Below are 19,212 nucleotides of genomic sequence, written 5' to 3' on the forward strand. Positions count from 1 at the left end.
GGTATGGCCGATATTTTGCGCCGGCTTTGGCTATTGTCGTTAGGTATGAAGAAAAACCTCAGTGATTCCAATCGTCTTACCCGTGTCGCCGCAGCCGTAGTGCTGTGGATTCTTTCGTTTATCGTCTCCAAGTCCCCGCTGAAGATTATCTTCCGGCTGCTGGGCACCGTTTTGGGTGTCTCCGGCGCCGTGGGTTTCTGCCCCGCCAAGTGCCTCCTTGGCGGCGACCAGTGCCCGACTAACTTCTAGCCGGTCGACGCTTTTCGACGCCCATTGGTGCTGCGAAACCGCAGGATATCGAGGAAATAGAGGGCCACTGCCACCCAAATAATCCCAAACGCAACCCAACGCAGTGGCGCGATCTCCTCCCGGGTGACAAACACCGCCCACAGCATTTGCATCGTGGGGGTTAAATATTGCAGCATGCCAATGGTGGATAATTGGATCCGCCGCGCCGCGATCCCAAACAACAACAGTGGCACGGCGGTGACCAGGCCCGCCGTCATGAGCAGCAGGCTATGCCCCACGCTGACGTGCCCGAACGTGCCGGTGCCGCGCGCCTCCAACACCAGCAGATAGCCGGCCGCAACCGGGGCCAAAATCAGGGTTTCCGCCGTCAACGATGCCATGGCCGACATGTCCACCCGCTTTTTCACCAGGCCATAAAACCCAAACGAAAACGCCAACATGAGGGCCTGCACCGGCGGCTGACCCGCAATAATCGTCAACATCACCACAGCAGTCGCTGCCACCGTGATACTAGTTTTCTGTAAAGGTCGGAGTCGCTCCGACAAAAACACCAGCCCAAGCAGCACATTCACCAGGGGATTAATGTAATAGCCCAGGGCGGCATCCGCCACATGATTCGAATTCACGGCAATCACATACACCAACCAGTTCGTGGCAACCAGCACCGACGCCAAACCCAACCACCCCCAGGTGCGCACCGACGCCCGCCGCAGCTCCAACCACCCGGTCTTGGTACAGCTCATAATGATCGACATCACCACCGCGGTCCACACGATACGATGCCCAATAATCTCCAGAGGGGCGGCCGGGGTGAGTAGTGGGAAAAACGCTGGAAATATCCCCCATAGCACGTAAGCAGCAATGGCAAAAGGCATGGGGGATATTCTATACCTTTACCGTATGCGGCCCGCTACCCGGGCGGGCGTCGAAAAGCATGCGCCGTGGGAATGGTCTTGCCCGCCCCAGCCTCGTTATGATGGCAAGCATGGCCAAAAAATCTTCGTTCGTACACCTGCATAATCACACGGAATACTCCATGCTGGACGGCATGGCGAAGATCGACATGTTGGCTGAAGAAGCAACCCGGCTAGGCATGTCCGCCGTGGGCATGACCGACCACGGCAATATGTTCGGATCCGACTCGTTCTACCGCGCCATGACCAAAGCCGGAATTAAACCCATCATCGGTATCGAAGCCTACCTGGCGCCCGGCTCCCGATTCGACATGAAGCGGCAACGCTGGGGCGACGAATCGCAAAAATCCGACGACGTGTCCGCCTCCGGCGCCTACCTGCACCAAACCATGATCGCCGAAACCGCCGAAGGCCTCCACAACCTGTTCTACCTTTCCTCCATGGCCAGCTACGAAGGCCAACTCGGCAAATGGCCCCGCATGGACGCCGAACTCATCGCCGAACACGCCACCGGCATCATCGGCACCACCGGCTGCCCCTCCGGGGACATCCAAACCCGACTCCGACTCGGCCAATTCGACAAAGCCCTCGAAACCGCCGCCATGTGGCAAGACATTTACGGCCGGGACAATTTCTTCCTCGAACTCATGGACCACGGCCTCAACATCGAAAACCGGGTCCGCAGCGAACTGCTAGAAATCGGCCGGAAACTCGACCTGCCACCCCTGGTCACCAACGACTGCCACTACGTGCTGGAATCCCAAGCCCACGCCCACGAAGTGATGCTCTGCGTCCAAACCGGCAAAACCATGAGCGACCCCGACCGGTTCAAATTCGACGGCACCGGCTACTTCGTCAAAAGCGCCGAACAAATGCGCGAACTCTGGGACGACCTGGTCCCCGACGCCTGCGACAACACCCTCTGGATTGCCGAGCGCGTCCAAGACTACTCCAGCATTTGGGAAGCCCACCCCTACGACCGCATGCCCATCGCCGACGTGCCCGAAGGCCACACCCCCACCACCTGGCTCCGCCACCAAGTCCTCGACGGGCTGCGCGACCGCTTCGACGGGGCGGAAGTGCCCGCCAACTACATCGAACGGGCCGAATACGAAATCGGCGTCATCGACATGAAAGGCTACCCCTCCTACTTCCTCATCGTGGCCGAACTCATCAAGCACGCCCGCTCCATCGGCATTCGGGTAGGCCCAGGCCGTGGCTCGGCGGCCGGCTCCCTCGTCGCCTACGCCCTCACCATCACCAACATCGACCCCATCCACCACGGGCTCCTCTTCGAACGGTTCCTCAACCCGGAACGCCCCTCCGCCCCCGACATCGATATCGACTTCGACGACCGGCGCCGCGGCGAAATGATCCGCTACGCCTCGGAACGCTGGGGCGAAGACAAAATCGCCCAGGTGATTACCTTCGGCACGGTGAAAACCAAACAAGCAATCAAAGACTCCGCCCGGGCCCTCTACGGCCAACCCGGCTACCAAATCGCCGACCGCATCACCAAAGTGCTGCCGCCCCCCATCATGGCCAAAGACATCTCCCTGGCCGGCATCATGGACCCCGAACACGACCGCTATACCGAAGCCGGCGAAGTGCGGCAACTCATCGAAACCGACCCCGATGTGCGGCAAATCTACGACACCGCCCGCGGGCTGGAAGGCGTGGTCCGCCAAGCCGGCGTGCACGCTTGCGCCGTCATCATGGCCTCCGTGCCGCTCCTCGACTGCATCCCCATGTGGAAACGCGCCGCCGACGGAGCACTCATCACCGGCTGGCCCTACCCAGCCTGCGAAGCCATCGGCCTGCTCAAAATGGACTTCCTGGGCCTGCGAAACCTCACCGTCATCGGCGACGCCCTGGAAAACATCAAAATCAACCGGGACGAAACCATCGACCTGGAAAACCTCGCCATCACCGACCCCAACGTGTACAAACTCCTGGCCCGGGGCGACACCCTCGGCGTGTTCCAGCTGGACTCCGGCGGCATGCAAGAACTCCTCAAACGCATGCAACCCACCGAATTCAACGACATCGTGGCCGCCCTCGCCCTCTACCGGCCCGGACCCATGGGCGTTAACGCCCACCTGGACTACGCGGACCGGAAAAACGGGCGCAAACCCATCACCCCCATCCACCCCGAACTGGAAGAAGCGCTCAAAGACATCCTGGACGAAACCTACGGCCTCATCGTCTACCAAGAGCAGATCATGGAAATCTCCCGGCGCGTCGCCAACTACACGGCCGGTGAAGCCGACGGGTTCCGCAAAGCCATGGGCAAGAAAAAACCCGAAGTACTGGCGGCCGAATACGAAAAATTCTCGGCCGGCATGTTCAGCAACGGGTACAGCAAAGACGCGGTGGACGCCCTGTGGGGCACGATCGAACCGTTCGCATCCTATGCGTTCAATAAGTCCCACGCGGCCGGCTACGGGCTGGTATCGTACTGGACGGCCTACCTGAAGGCCAACTACACCGCCGAATACATGGCGGCCCTGCTCACGTCGGTGTCCGACAAGAAGGACAAGTCGGCAATCTACCTGGCGAACTGCCGACACCTCGGCATCGCCGTGCTCTCCCCGGACGTGAACGAGTCGGCGTATAACTTCCTGCCGGTGGGCCAAGATATCCGATTTGGGTTGGGTGCGGTGCGCAACGTGGGCGAAGACGTCGTGGCGTCAATTGTGCGCGAGCGAAAAGCGAAGGGGTTGTATAAGGACTTCACCGACTACCTGGAAAAAATCGACCTCACGGCCTGCAATAAGCGGGTGACCGAATCCCTGATTAAGGCCGGCGCGTTCGACTCCATGGGGTATTCCCGCAAGGGGCTCATGATGGTTTTCGAAGACGCGGTGGATGCGGCGATCGGGCCGAAGAAAGCCATGGACAAGGGCCAGTTTGACCTGTTTTCGGCGCTGGGGGGCGAAAGCGAGGTGACCGAAAACGTGTTCAGCATTTCGGTGCCGGATGACACGTGGGATCGGAAACACCAGCTGGCGTTGGAGCGGGACATGCTGGGGCTATACGTGTCGGGCCACCCGCTGGACGGGTTCGAAGAGGCCCTGGATGCGCAGGTGGACACCTCCCTGTCGGTGGTGGCGTCGGAGGAGCTGAAAAACGGTGCGGAGGTGCAAATCGGCGGCATTATTTCGGCGGTGGATCGGCGCGTGTCCAAAAAGGACGGCTCGCCGTGGGCGATTGTTACCATCGAGGACCAGCATGGGGTGCAGGTGGAAATGTTGGTGTTCAATAAGGTGTATGCGCTGGTGGGTCCGCAGATTGTGGAGGACAACATTGTGGTGGCCAAGGCGCACGTGTCGATTCGGGACGACCGGTTTGGGGTGTTCTGCGACGACATGAAGGTGCCGGAGTTGGGGCCGGGCGGTGGCGCCGGGTTGCCGTTGCGGTTGACGTTGCGGACGGATCAGTGCACCATGGGCAATATTTCCCGGTTGAAGCAGGTGCTGGTGGCTAATAAGGGGGATTCGGACGTGTATCTGAACGTGGTGTGCGGCACGGAGTCGAAGATGATGATTTTGGGGGAGCATTTGCGGGTGAATCGGTCGGCGAGCCTGATGGGGGATTTAAAGGCGACCATGGGGCCGGGAATCCTCGGCTAGTTTGCTTTTCGACGCCCAAATGTGGGAATGGCCACCCCGAATAGGGGTGGCTATTGGTCGTTCTATTGTCCTTTGGGATTCGCCGCTTTAAATTATGAACGAGATTCATAATTAGGTTATCTCATCCTAAGGAGAACGTTTATGAGTGATTCGCTCACCACAGAAACCGCGGCCACCCAAGCGGCCCCCGACTACGTCAATGAGCGGGAGGAAGGCAGGAAGGCGCTCAAGGAGCTGCTGAAACCTGTCCAAGGCAGCCTCATGATCGGCCGAATATTAGCCGGCCTGTCCGGGGTGCTGGCGATCGCCCCCTACATTGCCTTGGTCCAGTTGGGTGGCCTGTTCGCCACGGCCTACGCCACCGGGCAACCCGTCGACGCCGACCGGGCCATGCTGATCGTGCAGATTCTGATTAGCACGTTCTGTCTGCGGATCCTCCTGCTTTTCATCGCACTGGGGGTAACCCACTTCGCCGATGCTCGATTCGTGTCGTATGTGCGGGCCCGCACTATCGAACGGGTGGGCAACGCGCCACTGGGGTGGTTTACCAGCACAAATTCCGGGCGGATCCGTAAGGCGCTGCATGACGACGTGGCCCAGATTCACACCATGGTGGCGCACCAGCCGGTGGAAATGACCCAGGCCATGATTATGCCGGTCACCCTCCTCATCTATGCCTTTTACGTGGATTGGCGCTTGGGACTACTGTCCATTGCCACACTCCCGCTCTATGGCCTGTTTATGGCCTGGATGATGAGCAATATGGGGCCGAAAACCGTGGAAATGGATGCCAAACTTGCCCGCGTGTCCGCCACCATGGTGGAGCTGGTCACCGGCATCACGGTGGTGAAGGCTTTCGGCAAGGTGGGGCAGGCACACGGAAACTACCAGCAGGCGGCCGACGAGTTCGCCGTCTTCTATAACGACTGGACCGGCTCGATGATTAAGGGCTCTGCCCTGGCCAATGTGTCCATTTCCGTGCCGGTGTTATTGCTGGTCAACGTGGGCGGTGGGTCGCTCATGGTGAACGCTGGTTGGGTGTCCGCCACCGACGTGCTTTCCACCACCCTGATCGCCCTAGCACTGCCCTACGGCATTGAGCTGCTCGGCAATTCCACCTGGGCCTACCAGATTGCCGGGGCGGCGGCGCTGCGGGTGACAACCACCCTGAAAACCCCCGTCCTGGAGCAGAAAACCGAGGCGGAGCAGGATATTCACGGTTCCCAGGTGGTGTTCGACAAGGTGTCCTTCGCTTACGACGACACCCAGGCGCTGCGGAACGTGTCGCTCACTCTTTCGGAAGGCACCGTGACCGCCCTGGTGGGGCCTTCCGGGTCGGGAAAGTCTACCCTCGCCACCCTGCTGGCCCGCTTCAACGACCCCGATTCCGGGTCGATCACGCTTGGGGGAGTTGATCTGCGGAACATTCCCACCGGGCAGCTGTACCGAAACATTGGGTTTGTGCTCCAGGACCCGCAGCTGCTGCGCATGTCGATCCGGGACAATATTGCCCTGGGCCGCCCCGACGCCACCAACGCGGAGGTGCGGGCCGCCGCGGTAGCCGCCTGCATCGCCGACCGAATCGACGCCCTCCCCGACGGTTTCGACACCATGTTCGGCAGCGGGATTAACCTGTCCGGCGGCGAACAGCAGCGCGTCGCTATCGCCCGCGCCCTGCTTGTGGACGCCCCCGTCCTCATCCTGGATGAGGCGACCGCTTTCACCGACCCCGAATCCGAGGCCGAAATCCAGAAAGCCCTCACCACCCTGGTTCGGGGCCGCACCGTTTTGGTGATCGCCCACCGGCCCGAATCCATCCTTGGGGTGGACCAAATCGCCGTCCTAGACCACGGCAACCTGGTTGCCTGCGGCGCCCCCAACGATGTGATCGACCACCCACTGTTTACCGGGCTCGCACGTATCAGCAGCGGGCACAACACGGAGGAACTCTCATGATAATGAACATGGCAGTAATGAACTTTATTCCCCGGTGTCGCCGGATGCTGGGGGACGGCACCATCCTCAACCGAGTGATCGTGTTCAGCACCATCTATGGATTATTCGAAGGCGTCTCCATCTTCGCCCTGCTCCCGGCCATCACCTCCCTGGTGACCGGTCAGCCGGTGCTGGGATTAGGGGTGACCGGCTGGATCGTGGTGCTGGCATGCCTAGCCGTCCTCGGCGGGGTGGCGAATTATTTCCAGCTCAGCCGGGGCTACTCCGTGGCCATGTTCTTCATTCGGGTTGCCCACGACATGATTGGCAACCGGGTGGCCACGCTTCCGCTCGGCTGGTTCAATAAGCCGTTGGCTGGGAAGCTATCCCGAATGGTGTCGACCGAACTCATGATGGCCGGAGAAATCATCGCTCACTTTGTGAGCCCCTTCATCAGTAACCTGGTGGTCAGCCTCGTCGTGCTCGTCCTCACCTACACGTGGGATGTGCGCCTCGGTATTACGCTGACCGTGGCTACCCCCTTCTTCCTGCTGTTTGTGGCGTTGTCGACGAAACTCAATAAGAAAGCGAAGGATATTTCCGAGCCCGCCGAAGTGGAATTAAGTAACCGCATTGTGGAATTCGCCCACTGCCAGGCGGCCCTGCGCTCCTGTGGCCGCAGCGCCAACTATTCGGAGCTAACTACCGCCAACCGGGAATGGTTGCGGGCAAAACGGAAAGAACTGTGGCTCAATCTTGCCGGCAATGTGGTGGGGAACTCCTTCTCCCAGGGCATCGTGGTCACTCTCATGTTCATGTCCGCCCAGTTTGCCGTGGGCGGCACCCTGCAGCCGGTGGAGGCCATTGCGTTTATCGGCCTGTGCCTCAGGTACACCCAGGTGCTGACCGGCATTACCGACACCGCCGCCGCCCTGGAGGATCGCCGCCCGGTGCTCGACGCCATCGATGAGGTTGTCACAGCCAAGCCGCTGCCGGAGCCGGACACGGCCACGCCTGAACCCACCCCGGGTACCATCAGCCTGGACCATGTGGCGTTCTCCTACGAGGACGGCACCCCGGTGCTGCGGGACATCACGTTTGCGGTGCCGGCGAAAACCATGGTGGCCCTGGTCGGTCCCTCCGGCTGCGGCAAAACCACCATCGCCCGGCTGATTAGCCGGTTCTACGATGTGACCGCCGGCTCGGTCAAGGTTGGTGGCGTGGACGTGCGGGAGCAAACCACGAAACAGCTCATGGCCAGCCTGTCCATGGTGTTCCAGGACGTGTACCTGTTCGATGACACCCTAGAAGCGAATATTCGTATCGGCCGGGAGGACGCCACCATGGCGGAATTCCACGAGGCGGCGCGGCTCGCCGGGGTGACGGAAATCGTCAATCGGCTGCCGCGCGGCTGGGACACCCCGGTGGGGGAGGGGGGTCGGGCGCTCTCCGGCGGGGAGCGGCAGCGTGTGGCCATCGCCCGCGCCCTGCTGAAGCAGGCCCCGATCGTGCTCCTGGACGAGGCCACCTCCGCCCTGGACCCAGAGAACGAGGAGAACGTGGTGGCGGCCGTCGATAAGCTGCGGGAAACCGCGACCATTCTTGTCATTGCGCACAAGCTGGACACCATTCGCAAGGCGGACGCCATCGTGCAGCTGCGGGCCGATGGCACGGTGGAGGACATCGGCACCCATGAGGAATTATTCGCCCGTGGCGGCACGTATCGGTCGTTCTGGGACCATCGGGCGGCCGCTCAGGGCTGGCAATTATAATAAGCTCATGAGCAGCACTCGAATCCGCCGCGCTGGCCGGAAAACCGGGCCGAAACCCCGATTTACCAGGGAAGATGTTATTAACGCTGCCGTGGAATTGGGGATCGACCGGTTCACTTTAGGTGCTGTTGCGGCCAAACTTGGCATCGCCACATCCGCCATGTACCGGCTCTTTGAGAGCCGCGATGCATTAGTCGATGCGTGCCTCGCCCAGGCCGCCGCGGAGATCAGCATGATCATGCTTGACGACGAGCTCCCCTGGCCGGAGCTCCTGCGCAATTGGGCGGAAACCACCTGGAATATTTGTGAAAAATACCCGGGTCTGGACATCACCATATTCCAATACACGCAATCGTTCTCCCACGTGCAGGGGTTCACTCAACATGCCATGGGCATCCTCATGGCGCAGGGTTTCGCCAGGTCAGAGGCGCTTTTTGCCCTGGATTTCATTGGTGACACCGTGCTCGCCACCCACATCGGCATGTCCGCCATGCAGCATTCCCCGGAGGGTATGGACATTGTCGCGCGAACCATCACCGAACTCAGTGCCGAAACCCTCCTGGATAATAGGGACCGTTGGAACCCCCAGCGGGGATTTTTGGATGCCAAGGTCGAATTCATTATCGCCGGACTGCGGCAACAGCTCGGGCAGCGAGCCACAGAAAAAACCTAAAAAGGCGTGGCCAAATATGCCACGCCTTTGAAACCTACAGCCCCTAAGAGCTGTGCAGATGCACCGGATCCCCGGAGTTAATGAACCGGATAAGGCCCTGCAACTCTGGCGGGAACGTGGCCGGATCCAGTCGCAGCGTCTGCAACCCCTTGACCACCAAGAGGCCCACAACCCCGCTAATCAGCAGTAAATCTATGGGGCTGCTGCCGGTCGGCGAGGAACCCTTCTTGTTCTTTGACGATGTGCCCTCGCTGGAATTCTTGCCATCCTGGCCGGCGCTGGACTTCATGCTGCCGTCCTGCTTATCCAGCAGATCCTGGGTGGATTTTTCCATCTTCTTAGAATCAATCACACCCGAAGACTTATCCTTCACATCGCCCGAAAGCTTATTGTCGGAAGGGGTCTGGGTCTCACTTGGCGAGTTTGGAACTCTTACATCCGCGTACACCGGGGATAGAGAGCCAGCCCCGACTGCTAGAGCGGTAGCAAGCGCAATAAAGGTTCGTTTCATGATTCTCCAAAGCTGAAAGTTCTTGAATAACCAACAGATTACGTCTTAAGGATAGATTCTGCTACCTAGGGGTAAAACTGGGCTTAAAGATGCCCACCCCGGGCTATGTTGTGAATCAGGTCTTTCACGGCCGGGAATGCCTTACCTAACAACACCATAAGACCGGCAACACCAGCTAAAACCTTGATGATTGCACCGATGAATTTAAGTGTATCAGTTGTGACTGAACCTACCGATTCAATGGCCCCCTTATCGTCGTAGGTGATCGACGAACCATCCTTGTCCTTATCCTTATTATTCGATAAGTCGTTAGATAGATCCTGGAGATCTTTGTTCGGATCCGACTTGCTATCTGAGTTCGGATCCTGCGCGTCGGGGGTTGAGATGGCGGTGGTGGCCTCTGTAGATTTTTCCGGGGTTTCCGTCGCGGTTTGCCCAGCGGAAGCCTCGGTAGAAGCCTCGGTGGTGGTGGTTTCCTGGGCGCCCGCGGTGGCGGGAACAAGCAGCGACGCCGATGTCATGACAATAGTCACGGCCACGCCCAAAGCTGTGCGGAAGTTCATCAAGGGAATTCTCCTTCTCCATAATCTGGTGAAAGCCCAGCGCAACAGGCTTTCAGCTCACGGATTGTAGCGTATCAGTTACAGGCTTTTATTATGTGATAATCCCCCAAGTCCACCCCTGAATGTGACCTATCTGGCGGTTCGGGCGTCGATAAGCAAGCTGGTTACCAATGCAGAAAACCAACGGGCTAAGCTGTATGCCTATGAATCAAACCGCAGTGACCACCGAAATCCACGCAGCTGACGTCCAACTAGCACAAGCGCGAATTTCCGCAACCATTGCCCCCACCCCACTGCAATACTGCCCCCGACTTTCGCACCTCACCGGCGCCGAAATCTATCTGAAACGCGAAGACCTCCAAGACGTCCGCTCCTATAAAATCCGGGGCGCCGTCAACGCTATATCGCAGCTTTCCGACGCCCAACGCGCAGCCGGTATTGTCGCCGCTTCCGCAGGCAACCACGCCCAAGGGGTGGCCTTCGCCTGCCGCAGCATGGGCATTCCCGGCCGCATCTACGTGCCCGCCGCCACCCCCAAACAGAAACGCGACCGCATCAAAGTCCACGGCGGAAACATGGTGGAACTCGTCGTGACCGGCGCCAACTTTGACGAGGCATCCGCCGCCGCCCACGACTATGCCGAGGAGACTGGCGCCACCATCATCGAGCCTTTTGCCGCCCGCGACACCATTGTCGGCCAGGGCACCGTTGCCGCAGAAATCCTCTCTCAGCTTTCCGCCATGGGCAAATCCCCCGACACCATTGTCGTGCCGGTCGGCGGGGGCGGGCTCATCTCCGGTATTCTCAGCTATCTTGCCGACATGTCCCCCCGCACCGCAGTCGTTGGAGTTGAGCCCGCCGGCGCGCCCAGTCTCAACGCCGCCCTGAAGGCGGAAAAACCCGTCACCCTCGACGCAGTAGACCCCTTCGTCGATGGTGCCGCCGTGAAACGCATCGGCGACATCAACTATCAGATCATCGAGAAAAACCTGGGCCGGCTTCACCCCCTCGTCGTATCTGAGGGGGCCGTCTGCACCGAAATGATTGAGCTATACCAAAACGAGGGCATCATCGCCGAGCCCGCCGGTGCCCTCTCCGTCACCGCCCTGTCCGAGCTGAAACTCGGCACCGATGACATTGTGGTTTGTATCATCTCCGGCGGCAATAACGATCTCCTCCGCTACGCCGAGGTGGTGGAACGCTCTCTCGTCCACCGCGGCCTGAAGCACTACTTCCTCGTCAATTTCCCCCAGGAACCCGGCCAGCTCCGGTCTTTTCTCAGCGACATTCTCGGCCCCGACGACGACATCACCCTCTTCGAATACCTCAAGCGCAACAACCGGGAAACCGGCACCGCCCTCATCGGCCTGCAGCTCGGCCGCGCCAGCGACTTCGACGGGCTCGTCGAACGCATGAACGCATCCCGCATTGACTGTCGCCACCTCAAGCCCGGCACCCCCGAATACGAATTCGTCGTGAGTTAGTCTCATGCCCACCGATGCGACCAACCCCGCGAATAGTTACCGGCGGCCGGCGGCCCGCCACGAAACCACCCACACCTTGGAAATCAAACGCTCAAAATTCATCACCTTCATCACCCGCATCGAAACCGAAGCCCAGGCCCGTGACTTCATAAGCGACCTCAAAAACCGCTACCCGGATGCCCGTCACCACTGCTCCGCCTACATTTATCACGTCGATGGCGCCAACCCGGTCGAACGCTCCAGCGACGACGGGGAACCCTCCGGTACCGCCGGCACCCCCATGCTCGATGCCCTCCGCGGATCCGGGCTGCTCGATATCGCGGCCGTTACCGTCCGCTATTTCGGCGGCATTAAACTCGGCGCTGGCGGTCTCGTCCACGCCTACTCCGATTCCGTGCTCACCTGCCTCACCCACGTGCCCACCGTCACCCGCAGTCGTAAAGAACTCTATCTTGTCGAACTCCCATTCGATATCGCTGGCCGGGTGGAGGCGACCCTCCGCACTACCACCGACATCACCGTCATTGCCGCCGACTACACCGCCGCCGGCGTCACCCTCACCCTCGCCACCGACCCCGAAACATCAGAGCAGCTCAATGGCACCATGAGCGCGCTCACCGCCGGGCAGGCCACACTCGTCGCGGCGGGCACCGATTGGGTCGAATAGAATAGGGGCTTATGACGTTACAACCACGACCAAGAAACCCTATAGAACAGCGGAAACTCGAAGTTCGCCGCCACGCCCGCCGGGGCGTCATCTCCGTCGTCGGCGGGGTTGGTGGTGGCCTGGTTCTCGGGGTGCTCGGCGGTTCCATTACCACCTTTTTGACCACCCTCATATTCTTCTCTGCCCTCGGCATCCTGCTCGGCTATTTCGAATACCGCAAGATCCAAGAAATCATCAACCACAAAGATAATTACTAATCAGCATTTACCAGCAACGAAAGGCGTCATGGCAGAGTTCGATACCTCACTGTTTACCCAACCAGTACGCATCGACTCCTGGGTGTGGGCGGTGCGACTGATAAAAACCCGGTCCCAATCCGCCGCCGAATGCAAAGCCGGGCATGTGAAACTCAACGGCACCACCGTGAAACCCTCCCAGCAGGTAGTTCCCGGCGACATCATCACCCTGTGGCACGATCACCGGAACATGAAGGTGGAAGTCGTGGCCACCATCTCCAAACGTGTTGGCGCCCCCATTGCCCGCACCTGCTACATTGACCATTCCCCGCCGCCACCGCCGAAGGAACTCCTCATGTCCATGCCGCGCCGCGACCGGGGTGCCGGCCGGCCCACAAAGAAGGAACGGCGCGAACTCGACCGGCTGCGGGGTCGCAGGTAACCGGGTAGCCGGGTAGTTGGGGGTGGCCCGACCACGCATGCCCACATGGCGGGGGGTGTATTCACAAGCTCACTTGAACCGGCCCTCGCCGGCCTGGGCAGCGTTGATGAGCGCGAGCCGATGCCGGAGCCGGGCTGGCCGCTGCGCCGGAAAATTACCGGTCGTTCCCGTCTTGGCGATATGCTCCTCCCCGAAAGCGGCAAGCAGCAGGTCGTCGATGATCCGTACCTGCCCGGGCTGGAACGTGTAGTGGAGGGCCGTTTTCACCCGCTCAAGATTGGCCGGGCTCATGAGCTCCGTCAACTGCGCCACAGTGGTGAGCCCGTGGGCGTGCAGCAGCTCCTCAAGCCAATGGTAATGCTCCAGGCGTGACTGGGGGATGGTATTGCCGTGAAGCAGCGCAATAATGCCCGGGAGGGTTTCGGCGGTGAACTTCACATCAAGATCAATGGGTGCCGTGGTGTCGGTAGCGCTTTGTTGCGCGGCAATCAGGTCAAACTGTTGATCCGCCAGCTCGATCAGGCCCGCCGCCAGCGTAAACGCCCGGTCCACCTCCGGGGCGAGCTTTCCGGTGTTGCCGTGGCGCTTATACCTGATGTCGTGTTCGAATTCGGCCCAGGCGTGTTGCAGCACGGTGCGGATCTGCACCTCGAATTCCCGCCCCGCATACGCCTGAAGCACCGGGGCAACCCGGGCAGGGGGCACCCGCAAAATGAGATGATGCGAGCCGTAACCAAACGAACCAGACACGCGGGTTTGGGCGGTCTTGTCCACGCTACGCCGTACCTCAAACACCTCGGTGAGGGCCTCAATGATTCGGGGAATCTCAGTGGAATGGTAGGTGGTCACCCGCACCCCAATGAGATCGTGAATGTCCTGCCACGGGTGCGGATACATGGGTGTGCCATCGGGCCGGCGCTTCCGGGACTTGCTGCGCAAGGATCGCCATTCCTTCACCCTGGCGGTCACATGATCGTAGGTGAGGCCAGCATCGGAAAGCACATCCTCGATGGCGCCTAAGAAATCCGCCGCGGCATTCGGATACCTGGTGCAAAACTCCTGATATCGCTGGTGTAGCTGCTGTAAATTAGTCACCGGTGACAATCCTTGGTATAAATCCGTCGATAACTCAAACACCATACAAAAACACGCTGCACCTCATGAACCCATCATCATGCCGCGTGTTGGTGATCCTGCCCATCATAATCCGCCTGGATGACATACTCCCCACAGGTGCCGTCACCAGCATAAACATCCCACCTGGTGCGGCGGTGGGCGCGCCGCCGATCACGCAGTTCCGCCAGGTAATCGGAACTGAGCAGCCCCTCGTGTGGCAGACCACCGCTGCCGCCACGGGTGGTGGGAAACCCACGTCGATAGTAGATCCGACACGCAAGCCGGGGCTGTAGCTCCTCAACCAGCCAGGATTCCACCCCGATCCGGTCGTCGCTCAGGCCTGCGGCAATGAGCAGCCCATCGCTGGGGGCATAGAAACAAGCTTCCTCCCCAAGAACCCGACTGAGGTGATGAAACAAGGTGGCGAACAGTTGGGGATGGGCCAGCCAGGCGGTGGGGGAGGAGTGGGCAAACCTGATTTGGATACCAGGCAGGTGCCTACCGGTCAGGCAGCTCAGCGGCCGGGTTTGCACGGCAACACCCTGATGGTCGGACTCTGCGTCCAGCATGTTCGCGGCGGCACGGTTCCAGGCGTCCCGAATCCCCAACTCCAGGCCGCCCAAAAACTCGTGGCTGAGCACATGATTGCCGCAGCAAAACCCGGCACGAAGATTCCCGGAAAGCGCCACCTCGGCCGGGGCGGCATAAAACCCATCGTTGGTGCGTCGAACCGGGGTGGCGGGGGAGGCGACCAGCAGCCTCAGCCGAAGTTCGGGAAGCGCGGCCGGCCCCAGCAGCGGCGACGAGGCATCCGGGAGCGTCGGACCCGTTGGGGATGTTGAGTGGGTGGGGGAATAGGTATCGTTGTGGCGGCGGGATCTGGTGCGGAAGGTGGTTGTCATGGTGAACTCCCCTAAAGACGAGGTGATATGTAGGTCGTGAAATAGGACTACAATCCCCGCGGTTTTGGCCACCAATCACCAAAAACCCCACGAACGAGCTGAGTCTAGAATGGCGGCTCGTCATCGTCGGCAGCATCATCCGCGGTGGGGTCCAACCCCAGGGCGGTGAACAGCCGCATCGACTGCCACATTTCTATATTCTGGCCTTTGCTTATAAGTTCTTCCGCACGTTTCTGTTTCGAAGTGACACTATCCCACGGCCCCATGACCAACATGGTTGTTTTCTTCGTCACATTCTTGGCGACGGTGGCGCCCACCGCCGCCATTTTTTCCCACAACTCACCCTTGTCGTAGGGTTCGAAATCGCCAGTGAGGGTAATAACATGCCCAAACAGCGGATGGTTGGGGTCCGCGTCGGGGTTAGGGTCCGGAATCGTGGTGGGGGTGGCGGCTTTGGCCCACCGGGCGGATTTCGGCGCCGACCTCGCCGGGGTCGGCGCGGCCGCACCGTCGGCATGGCCCCGGCCACCAGCAACCGTAACGGTTGGTGGGTTGCTCAAAACCGGGTAGATACGCTCGGTATTCAAATCTCCCAGGCTAAACCCCAAGGTGGTGAACACGGTTTCGATATCGCCGGTGGCGTGGGCCCGCAACGCCAACTGCACGAAAATCCCAGCGCACGCCCGCGCATCCGCCACCGCATCATGGTGGTTATCCAATTCCACGCCTAAATGCTGGGCAACTACCGGCAGCCGATGGCTGGTGATCCCTAGTTTTGCCGCCCGTGACGCCGCCAGGGAGCAGGCGAACTTCCAGTGGGGAACCGGGGTGCCCGTCGCATGGCAGGCTCGGGAAAACGCCGTCAAATCGAATTGGGCGTTATGTGCCACCAACACCTGGTCCGCAACATAGGCAACCACCTCGGGAAACACAGCCGCAAAGTCGGGGGCGTCGGTCACCATGTCCGGGGTAATCCCATGGATCCTTATGTTCCCCTCATCAAAATGGTCAATGCCGGCCGGGGGTCGGCACAGCCACTCGTGAGAGTCCACCTGCATGCCATCTGTAACCCGCACCACCCCAATCTGGCAGATCGACCCCCAATCCGCGTTGGCGGTCTCCACATCCACCCCCACGAAATGCAGGCCCGGCACCAGGGCGGGGGCATTGCCCTGCACCGCGTCGGTTACGGCGTCGATAAGCGTCGTCATGTTCGCCGCCTGCCCCGGCGCGAATCGAATAACCTCGGTTGTTCCGGTGAGCTCTACCTCGCCCAGACTGTAGGCGGTGGGTGGGGACAGTTCGGTGGCGCCCGTGATGCGGTCGATGGGAACCAGGTGGGGGACGTGCTCCAACGCTTGGGCCAACCGGGATGGAGTAATATACACGCCTGCCTGCGTTACCTCGATGGTGGCACCGTACGCGCTGATAGAAGACATGGGCTTAAAGTCCTTCCAAAATTTAGTTGGCCGCATATGAGCTTACACATAAACCCCGACACGCAATCATTTGACGTGCCGGGGCGGAAGATGTTATCTGTTAGGACTCGTCGCCGTAATTATTCTTGGCGGAATAATCGTCGGGTTTGTCGACGGTGGTGGCCGGGTCCGGGGTTTCCTGCTTGTCGACGGCTGGCTCAGTGGCAGGTTCCGTGGGCTTAGCAGGCTTCGCCGGTTTTGCCGATTTCGTCGATTTTGCTGGTTTCGCCGGTTTCGCAGGCTTGGGTTCCTCCGACTCCGGTTGTTGCGGTGCTGCCTCTGTTTCTGCTTCCGCTTTCACTTCCGGCTCCGCCTCTGCCTTGGGCTCTTGCTGCTCTTCCGTATCCACGGCCGGCTCCGGCTCTGCCACGGGCTCCTGAGTTGGCTGCATGACCGTGAGGTTGAGCGGTGCCGACACCTCGCCCACGGATTTCTGATCCACGGTGCCGTGATCTTCCGCATCCGCTTCCGCGGTGGGCAGTTCGATCTGCTGCAGAATAATGATGGACCGGGCGGGTACCGTGATCGACCCGTTAGCGGACACATGCTTCGCCTCGGCGGGATAGCCGGTGGCCTCGGTGGTGTCAACAATAAGCTTCCAACTCACCCCGAACTGTTTCCCGGGGATGGTGAAGTCAATGCTGTCGTAGTGGGCGTTGAACATCAACAGGAATGAGTCGTCTTCAACCTTTTGGCCCCGCCGGTCGGGCTCAACAATGCTGCGCCCATTCAAATACACCATGAGGGACTTGCCGAAGGCGAATTCCCAGTCGCCTTGGGTCATGAGCCTGCCGGAGGGCACCAGCCAGGCAATATCCCGGTCGGCAGCATCAAAACCAAATGGGTCGCCGGCGAGGAATCGACGCCGTCTAAACACTGGGTGGTTTTTCCGAATCCGAATGAGCCGCTTGGTGAATTCCAGCAGGTCCGCGTTGGTGTTCACGAAATCCCAGTTGATCCAGGACAGTTCATTGTCCTGACAGTAAACATTATTATTGCCCTGCTGGGTGCGGGCTATTTCGTCACCGTGGGCAATCATGGGGGTGCCCTGCGACAACAGGAGGGTGGTGAGGAAGTTGCGGCGCTGCTGGTCCCGCAGCTGGTTGATGGCCGGGTCATCAGTGGGGCCTTCCACGCCACAGTTCCACGACCGGTTATGGGATTCCCCATCCCGATCGTCTTCCCCATTGGCCAGGTTATGCTTGGAATTGTAGCTGACCAGGTCGTTGAGGGTGAACCCGTCGTGGGCGGTCACAAAGTTAATGGAGGCCGTGGGTCGGCGCCCATTATGGGCGTACAGGTCGGAGGACCCGGTGAGTCGGGAGGCGAATTCGCCCAGGGTGGAGGGTTCGCCCCGCCAAAAGTCTCGCACCGTGTCCCGGTATTTACCGTTCCATTCCGCCCACAAGGTGGGGAAGTTACCAACCTGATAACCACCTTCGCCCACATCCCACGGCTCGGCAATGAGCTTCACGCGGGACACCACTGGGTCTTGTTGCACCAGGTCGAAGAAGGTGGCCAGCCGGTCCACATCGTGCAGCTCCCGGGCCAGGGTGGAGGCCAGGTCGAAGCGGAACCCATCCACATGCATTTCCTCCACCCAGTAGCGCAGCGAATCCATAATCATCTGCAACGAGTGAGGGTCCCGCACATTGAGAGAGTTGCCGGTGCCCGTGTAGTCCATGTAGTGGGCTTTCGAATCGTCGACAAGCCGGTAGTAGGAGTCGTTGTCGATGCCGCGGAACGCAATGGTAGGGCCCAGATGGTTGCCTTCGGCAGTGTGGTTGTACACCACATCCAAAATCACCTCAAGGCCGGCCTCATGGAACGTCCGCACCATGCTCTTGAATTCGTTGACGGCGCCACCCACCTCAATGCTGGCCGCATAATCCTGGTGGGGGGCGAAGAACCCGAAGGTGTTATACCCCCAATAGTTCCGTAATCCTAATTCCCGAAGCCTATCATCTTGCAGGAATTGGTGAACCGGCATGAGCTCAATCGTGGTGACGCCTAGTTCTTTGAAATATTTTATGACCTCCGGATGGGCCATGCCGGCGTAGGTGCCGCGTAAATCCTCCGGCACCTCCGGGTGGGTCATGGTCATGCCCTTTACATGGGCCTCATAAATGATTGTTTCGTGGTAGGGGACGTTTGGGGGTTTTTCGCCACCCCAGTCAAAAAATGGGTTGACCACCACGGATAGCATGGTGTGTCCAAGGGAGTCCTCCGTGTTACGGGAGTACATGTCGTATGGTTTGGTGATGTCATAGCTGAACAGTGACGGGTGACCATCGAATTCCCCATCAAACGCACGGGCGTAGGGGTCCACTAGCAGTTTACTCGCATCGCACCTGTGCCCATTGGCGGGATCGTAGGGGCCATGTACCCGGTAACCGTATCGTTGCCCGTGGGAAACCCCAGGCAGATAGCAGTGCCAGGTGTGGTTGTCTACCTCTTCGAGGTTGATGCGTTCTTCGTTGCCATCGTCGTCAATTAAACACAGTTCGACCTTTTCCGCGATGTCGGAAAATATCGCAAAATTGGTTCCAGCACCATCATATTTCGATCCCAACGGGTAAGCATCGCCGGGCCAAATCTTACGGGGCTCAGATGTCGGTGCAGAAGTCATGCCGCCATT

16 protein-coding genes are annotated in these 19,212 nt (G+C 59.9%); 9 read left to right on the forward strand and 7 right to left on the reverse strand.

The window, feature by feature from the left end; all coding sequences use genetic code 11:
- Positions 1 to 3 precede the first annotated feature (3 nt).
- Positions 4 to 249, forward strand: coding sequence for a YgaP family membrane protein (locus HBA49_RS04010; RefSeq protein ID WP_005521849.1), 246 nt, complete (start codon positions 4 to 6; stop codon positions 247 to 249).
- Here the strand turns inward: HBA49_RS04010 and rarD are convergent.
- Positions 246 to 1,124, reverse strand: a complete 879-nt coding sequence (rarD, locus tag HBA49_RS04015; RefSeq protein ID WP_005526103.1) for an EamA family transporter RarD — start codon at positions 1,122 to 1,124, stop codon at positions 246 to 248. The genes HBA49_RS04010 and rarD overlap by 4 nt on opposite strands.
- Positions 1,125 to 1,234: 110 nt before the next feature.
- On the opposite strand from rarD, the gene dnaE reads away from it, so the two are divergent.
- The 4 genes from dnaE (at position 1,235) to HBA49_RS04035 (ending at position 9,175) form a co-directional block, all read left to right on the forward strand.
- Positions 1,235 to 4,795: a DNA polymerase III subunit alpha gene (dnaE, locus tag HBA49_RS04020; protein ID WP_040431889.1), complete on the forward strand. Its 3,561-nt coding sequence runs from the start codon at positions 1,235 to 1,237 to the stop codon at positions 4,793 to 4,795.
- 141 nt (positions 4,796 to 4,936) lie between these two features.
- Positions 4,937 to 6,751, forward strand: coding sequence for an ABC transporter ATP-binding protein (locus tag HBA49_RS04025; protein WP_005526031.1), 1,815 nt, complete (start codon positions 4,937 to 4,939; stop codon positions 6,749 to 6,751).
- 2 nt (positions 6,752 to 6,753) lie between these two features.
- On the forward strand, positions 6,754 to 8,502 hold the full coding sequence (locus tag HBA49_RS04030) for an ABC transporter ATP-binding protein (RefSeq protein ID WP_005525560.1): 1,749 nt from the start codon (positions 6,754 to 6,756) through the stop codon (positions 8,500 to 8,502).
- 7 nt (positions 8,503 to 8,509) lie between these two features.
- Complete coding sequence (locus tag HBA49_RS04035; protein WP_005526246.1) at positions 8,510 to 9,175, forward strand: TetR/AcrR family transcriptional regulator; 666 nt, start codon at positions 8,510 to 8,512, stop codon at positions 9,173 to 9,175.
- A gap of 43 nt (positions 9,176 to 9,218) precedes the next feature.
- Here HBA49_RS04035 and HBA49_RS04040 read toward each other — a convergent pair whose 3' ends face one another.
- Positions 9,219 to 9,527, reverse strand: a complete 309-nt coding sequence (locus HBA49_RS04040; protein WP_005526079.1) for a hypothetical protein — start codon at positions 9,525 to 9,527, stop codon at positions 9,219 to 9,221.
- Between the two features lie 242 nt (positions 9,528 to 9,769).
- Positions 9,770 to 10,249 carry a hypothetical protein gene (locus tag HBA49_RS04045; protein WP_005526521.1) on the reverse strand — a complete coding sequence of 160 codons (480 nt, stop codon included), beginning with the start codon at positions 10,247 to 10,249 and terminating at the stop codon, positions 9,770 to 9,772.
- A 203-nt stretch (positions 10,250 to 10,452) separates the two neighbouring features.
- Between HBA49_RS04045 and ilvA the strand changes: the two genes are divergently transcribed.
- From ilvA to HBA49_RS04065, 4 genes are read left to right on the forward strand one after another with little or no spacing between them, the layout of a single operon-like run.
- A complete protein-coding gene (ilvA, locus tag HBA49_RS04050) occupies positions 10,453 to 11,733 on the forward strand; it encodes a threonine ammonia-lyase IlvA (RefSeq protein ID WP_005521859.1) in 1,281 nt (426 codons plus the stop codon).
- Positions 11,734 to 11,737: 4 nt separating this feature from the next.
- A complete protein-coding gene (locus tag HBA49_RS04055) occupies positions 11,738 to 12,400 on the forward strand; it encodes a YigZ family protein (RefSeq protein WP_005525800.1) in 663 nt (220 codons plus the stop codon).
- A gap of 11 nt (positions 12,401 to 12,411) precedes the next feature.
- Complete coding sequence (locus tag HBA49_RS04060) at positions 12,412 to 12,657, forward strand: hypothetical protein (protein ID WP_005526478.1); 246 nt, start codon at positions 12,412 to 12,414, stop codon at positions 12,655 to 12,657.
- Between the two features lie 28 nt (positions 12,658 to 12,685).
- Entirely contained in the window at positions 12,686 to 13,078 is a 393-nt protein-coding gene (locus HBA49_RS04065; RefSeq protein ID WP_005526276.1) for an RNA-binding S4 domain-containing protein, read from the forward strand.
- Between the two features lie 69 nt (positions 13,079 to 13,147).
- Here the strand turns inward: HBA49_RS04065 and HBA49_RS04070 are convergent, their stop codons facing one another.
- The 4 genes from HBA49_RS04070 to glgX all read right to left on the reverse strand — a co-directional run bounded on the left by HBA49_RS04070 (position 13,148) and on the right by glgX (position 19,203).
- The gene (locus HBA49_RS04070; RefSeq protein ID WP_005525894.1) at positions 13,148 to 14,218 is read right to left on the reverse strand and encodes a GTP pyrophosphokinase; all 1,071 of its coding nucleotides are present in this window, start codon (positions 14,216 to 14,218) and stop codon (positions 13,148 to 13,150) included.
- A gap of 32 nt (positions 14,219 to 14,250) precedes the next feature.
- Positions 14,251 to 15,096, reverse strand: a complete 846-nt coding sequence (locus HBA49_RS04075; protein ID WP_146743659.1) for a hypothetical protein — start codon at positions 15,094 to 15,096, stop codon at positions 14,251 to 14,253.
- 104 nt (positions 15,097 to 15,200) lie between these two features.
- Positions 15,201 to 16,535: an exonuclease domain-containing protein gene (locus HBA49_RS04080; protein ID WP_005526200.1), complete on the reverse strand. Its 1,335-nt coding sequence runs from the start codon at positions 16,533 to 16,535 to the stop codon at positions 15,201 to 15,203.
- A 100-nt stretch (positions 16,536 to 16,635) separates the two neighbouring features.
- Positions 16,636 to 19,203: a glycogen debranching protein GlgX gene (gene glgX, locus HBA49_RS04085; protein WP_005525688.1), complete on the reverse strand. Its 2,568-nt coding sequence runs from the start codon at positions 19,201 to 19,203 to the stop codon at positions 16,636 to 16,638.
- Positions 19,204 to 19,212 lie beyond the last annotated feature (9 nt).

The sequence above is a fragment of the Corynebacterium matruchotii genome, from assembly GCF_011612265.2.
GTDB lineage: Bacteria > Actinomycetota > Actinomycetes > Mycobacteriales > Mycobacteriaceae > Corynebacterium > Corynebacterium matruchotii.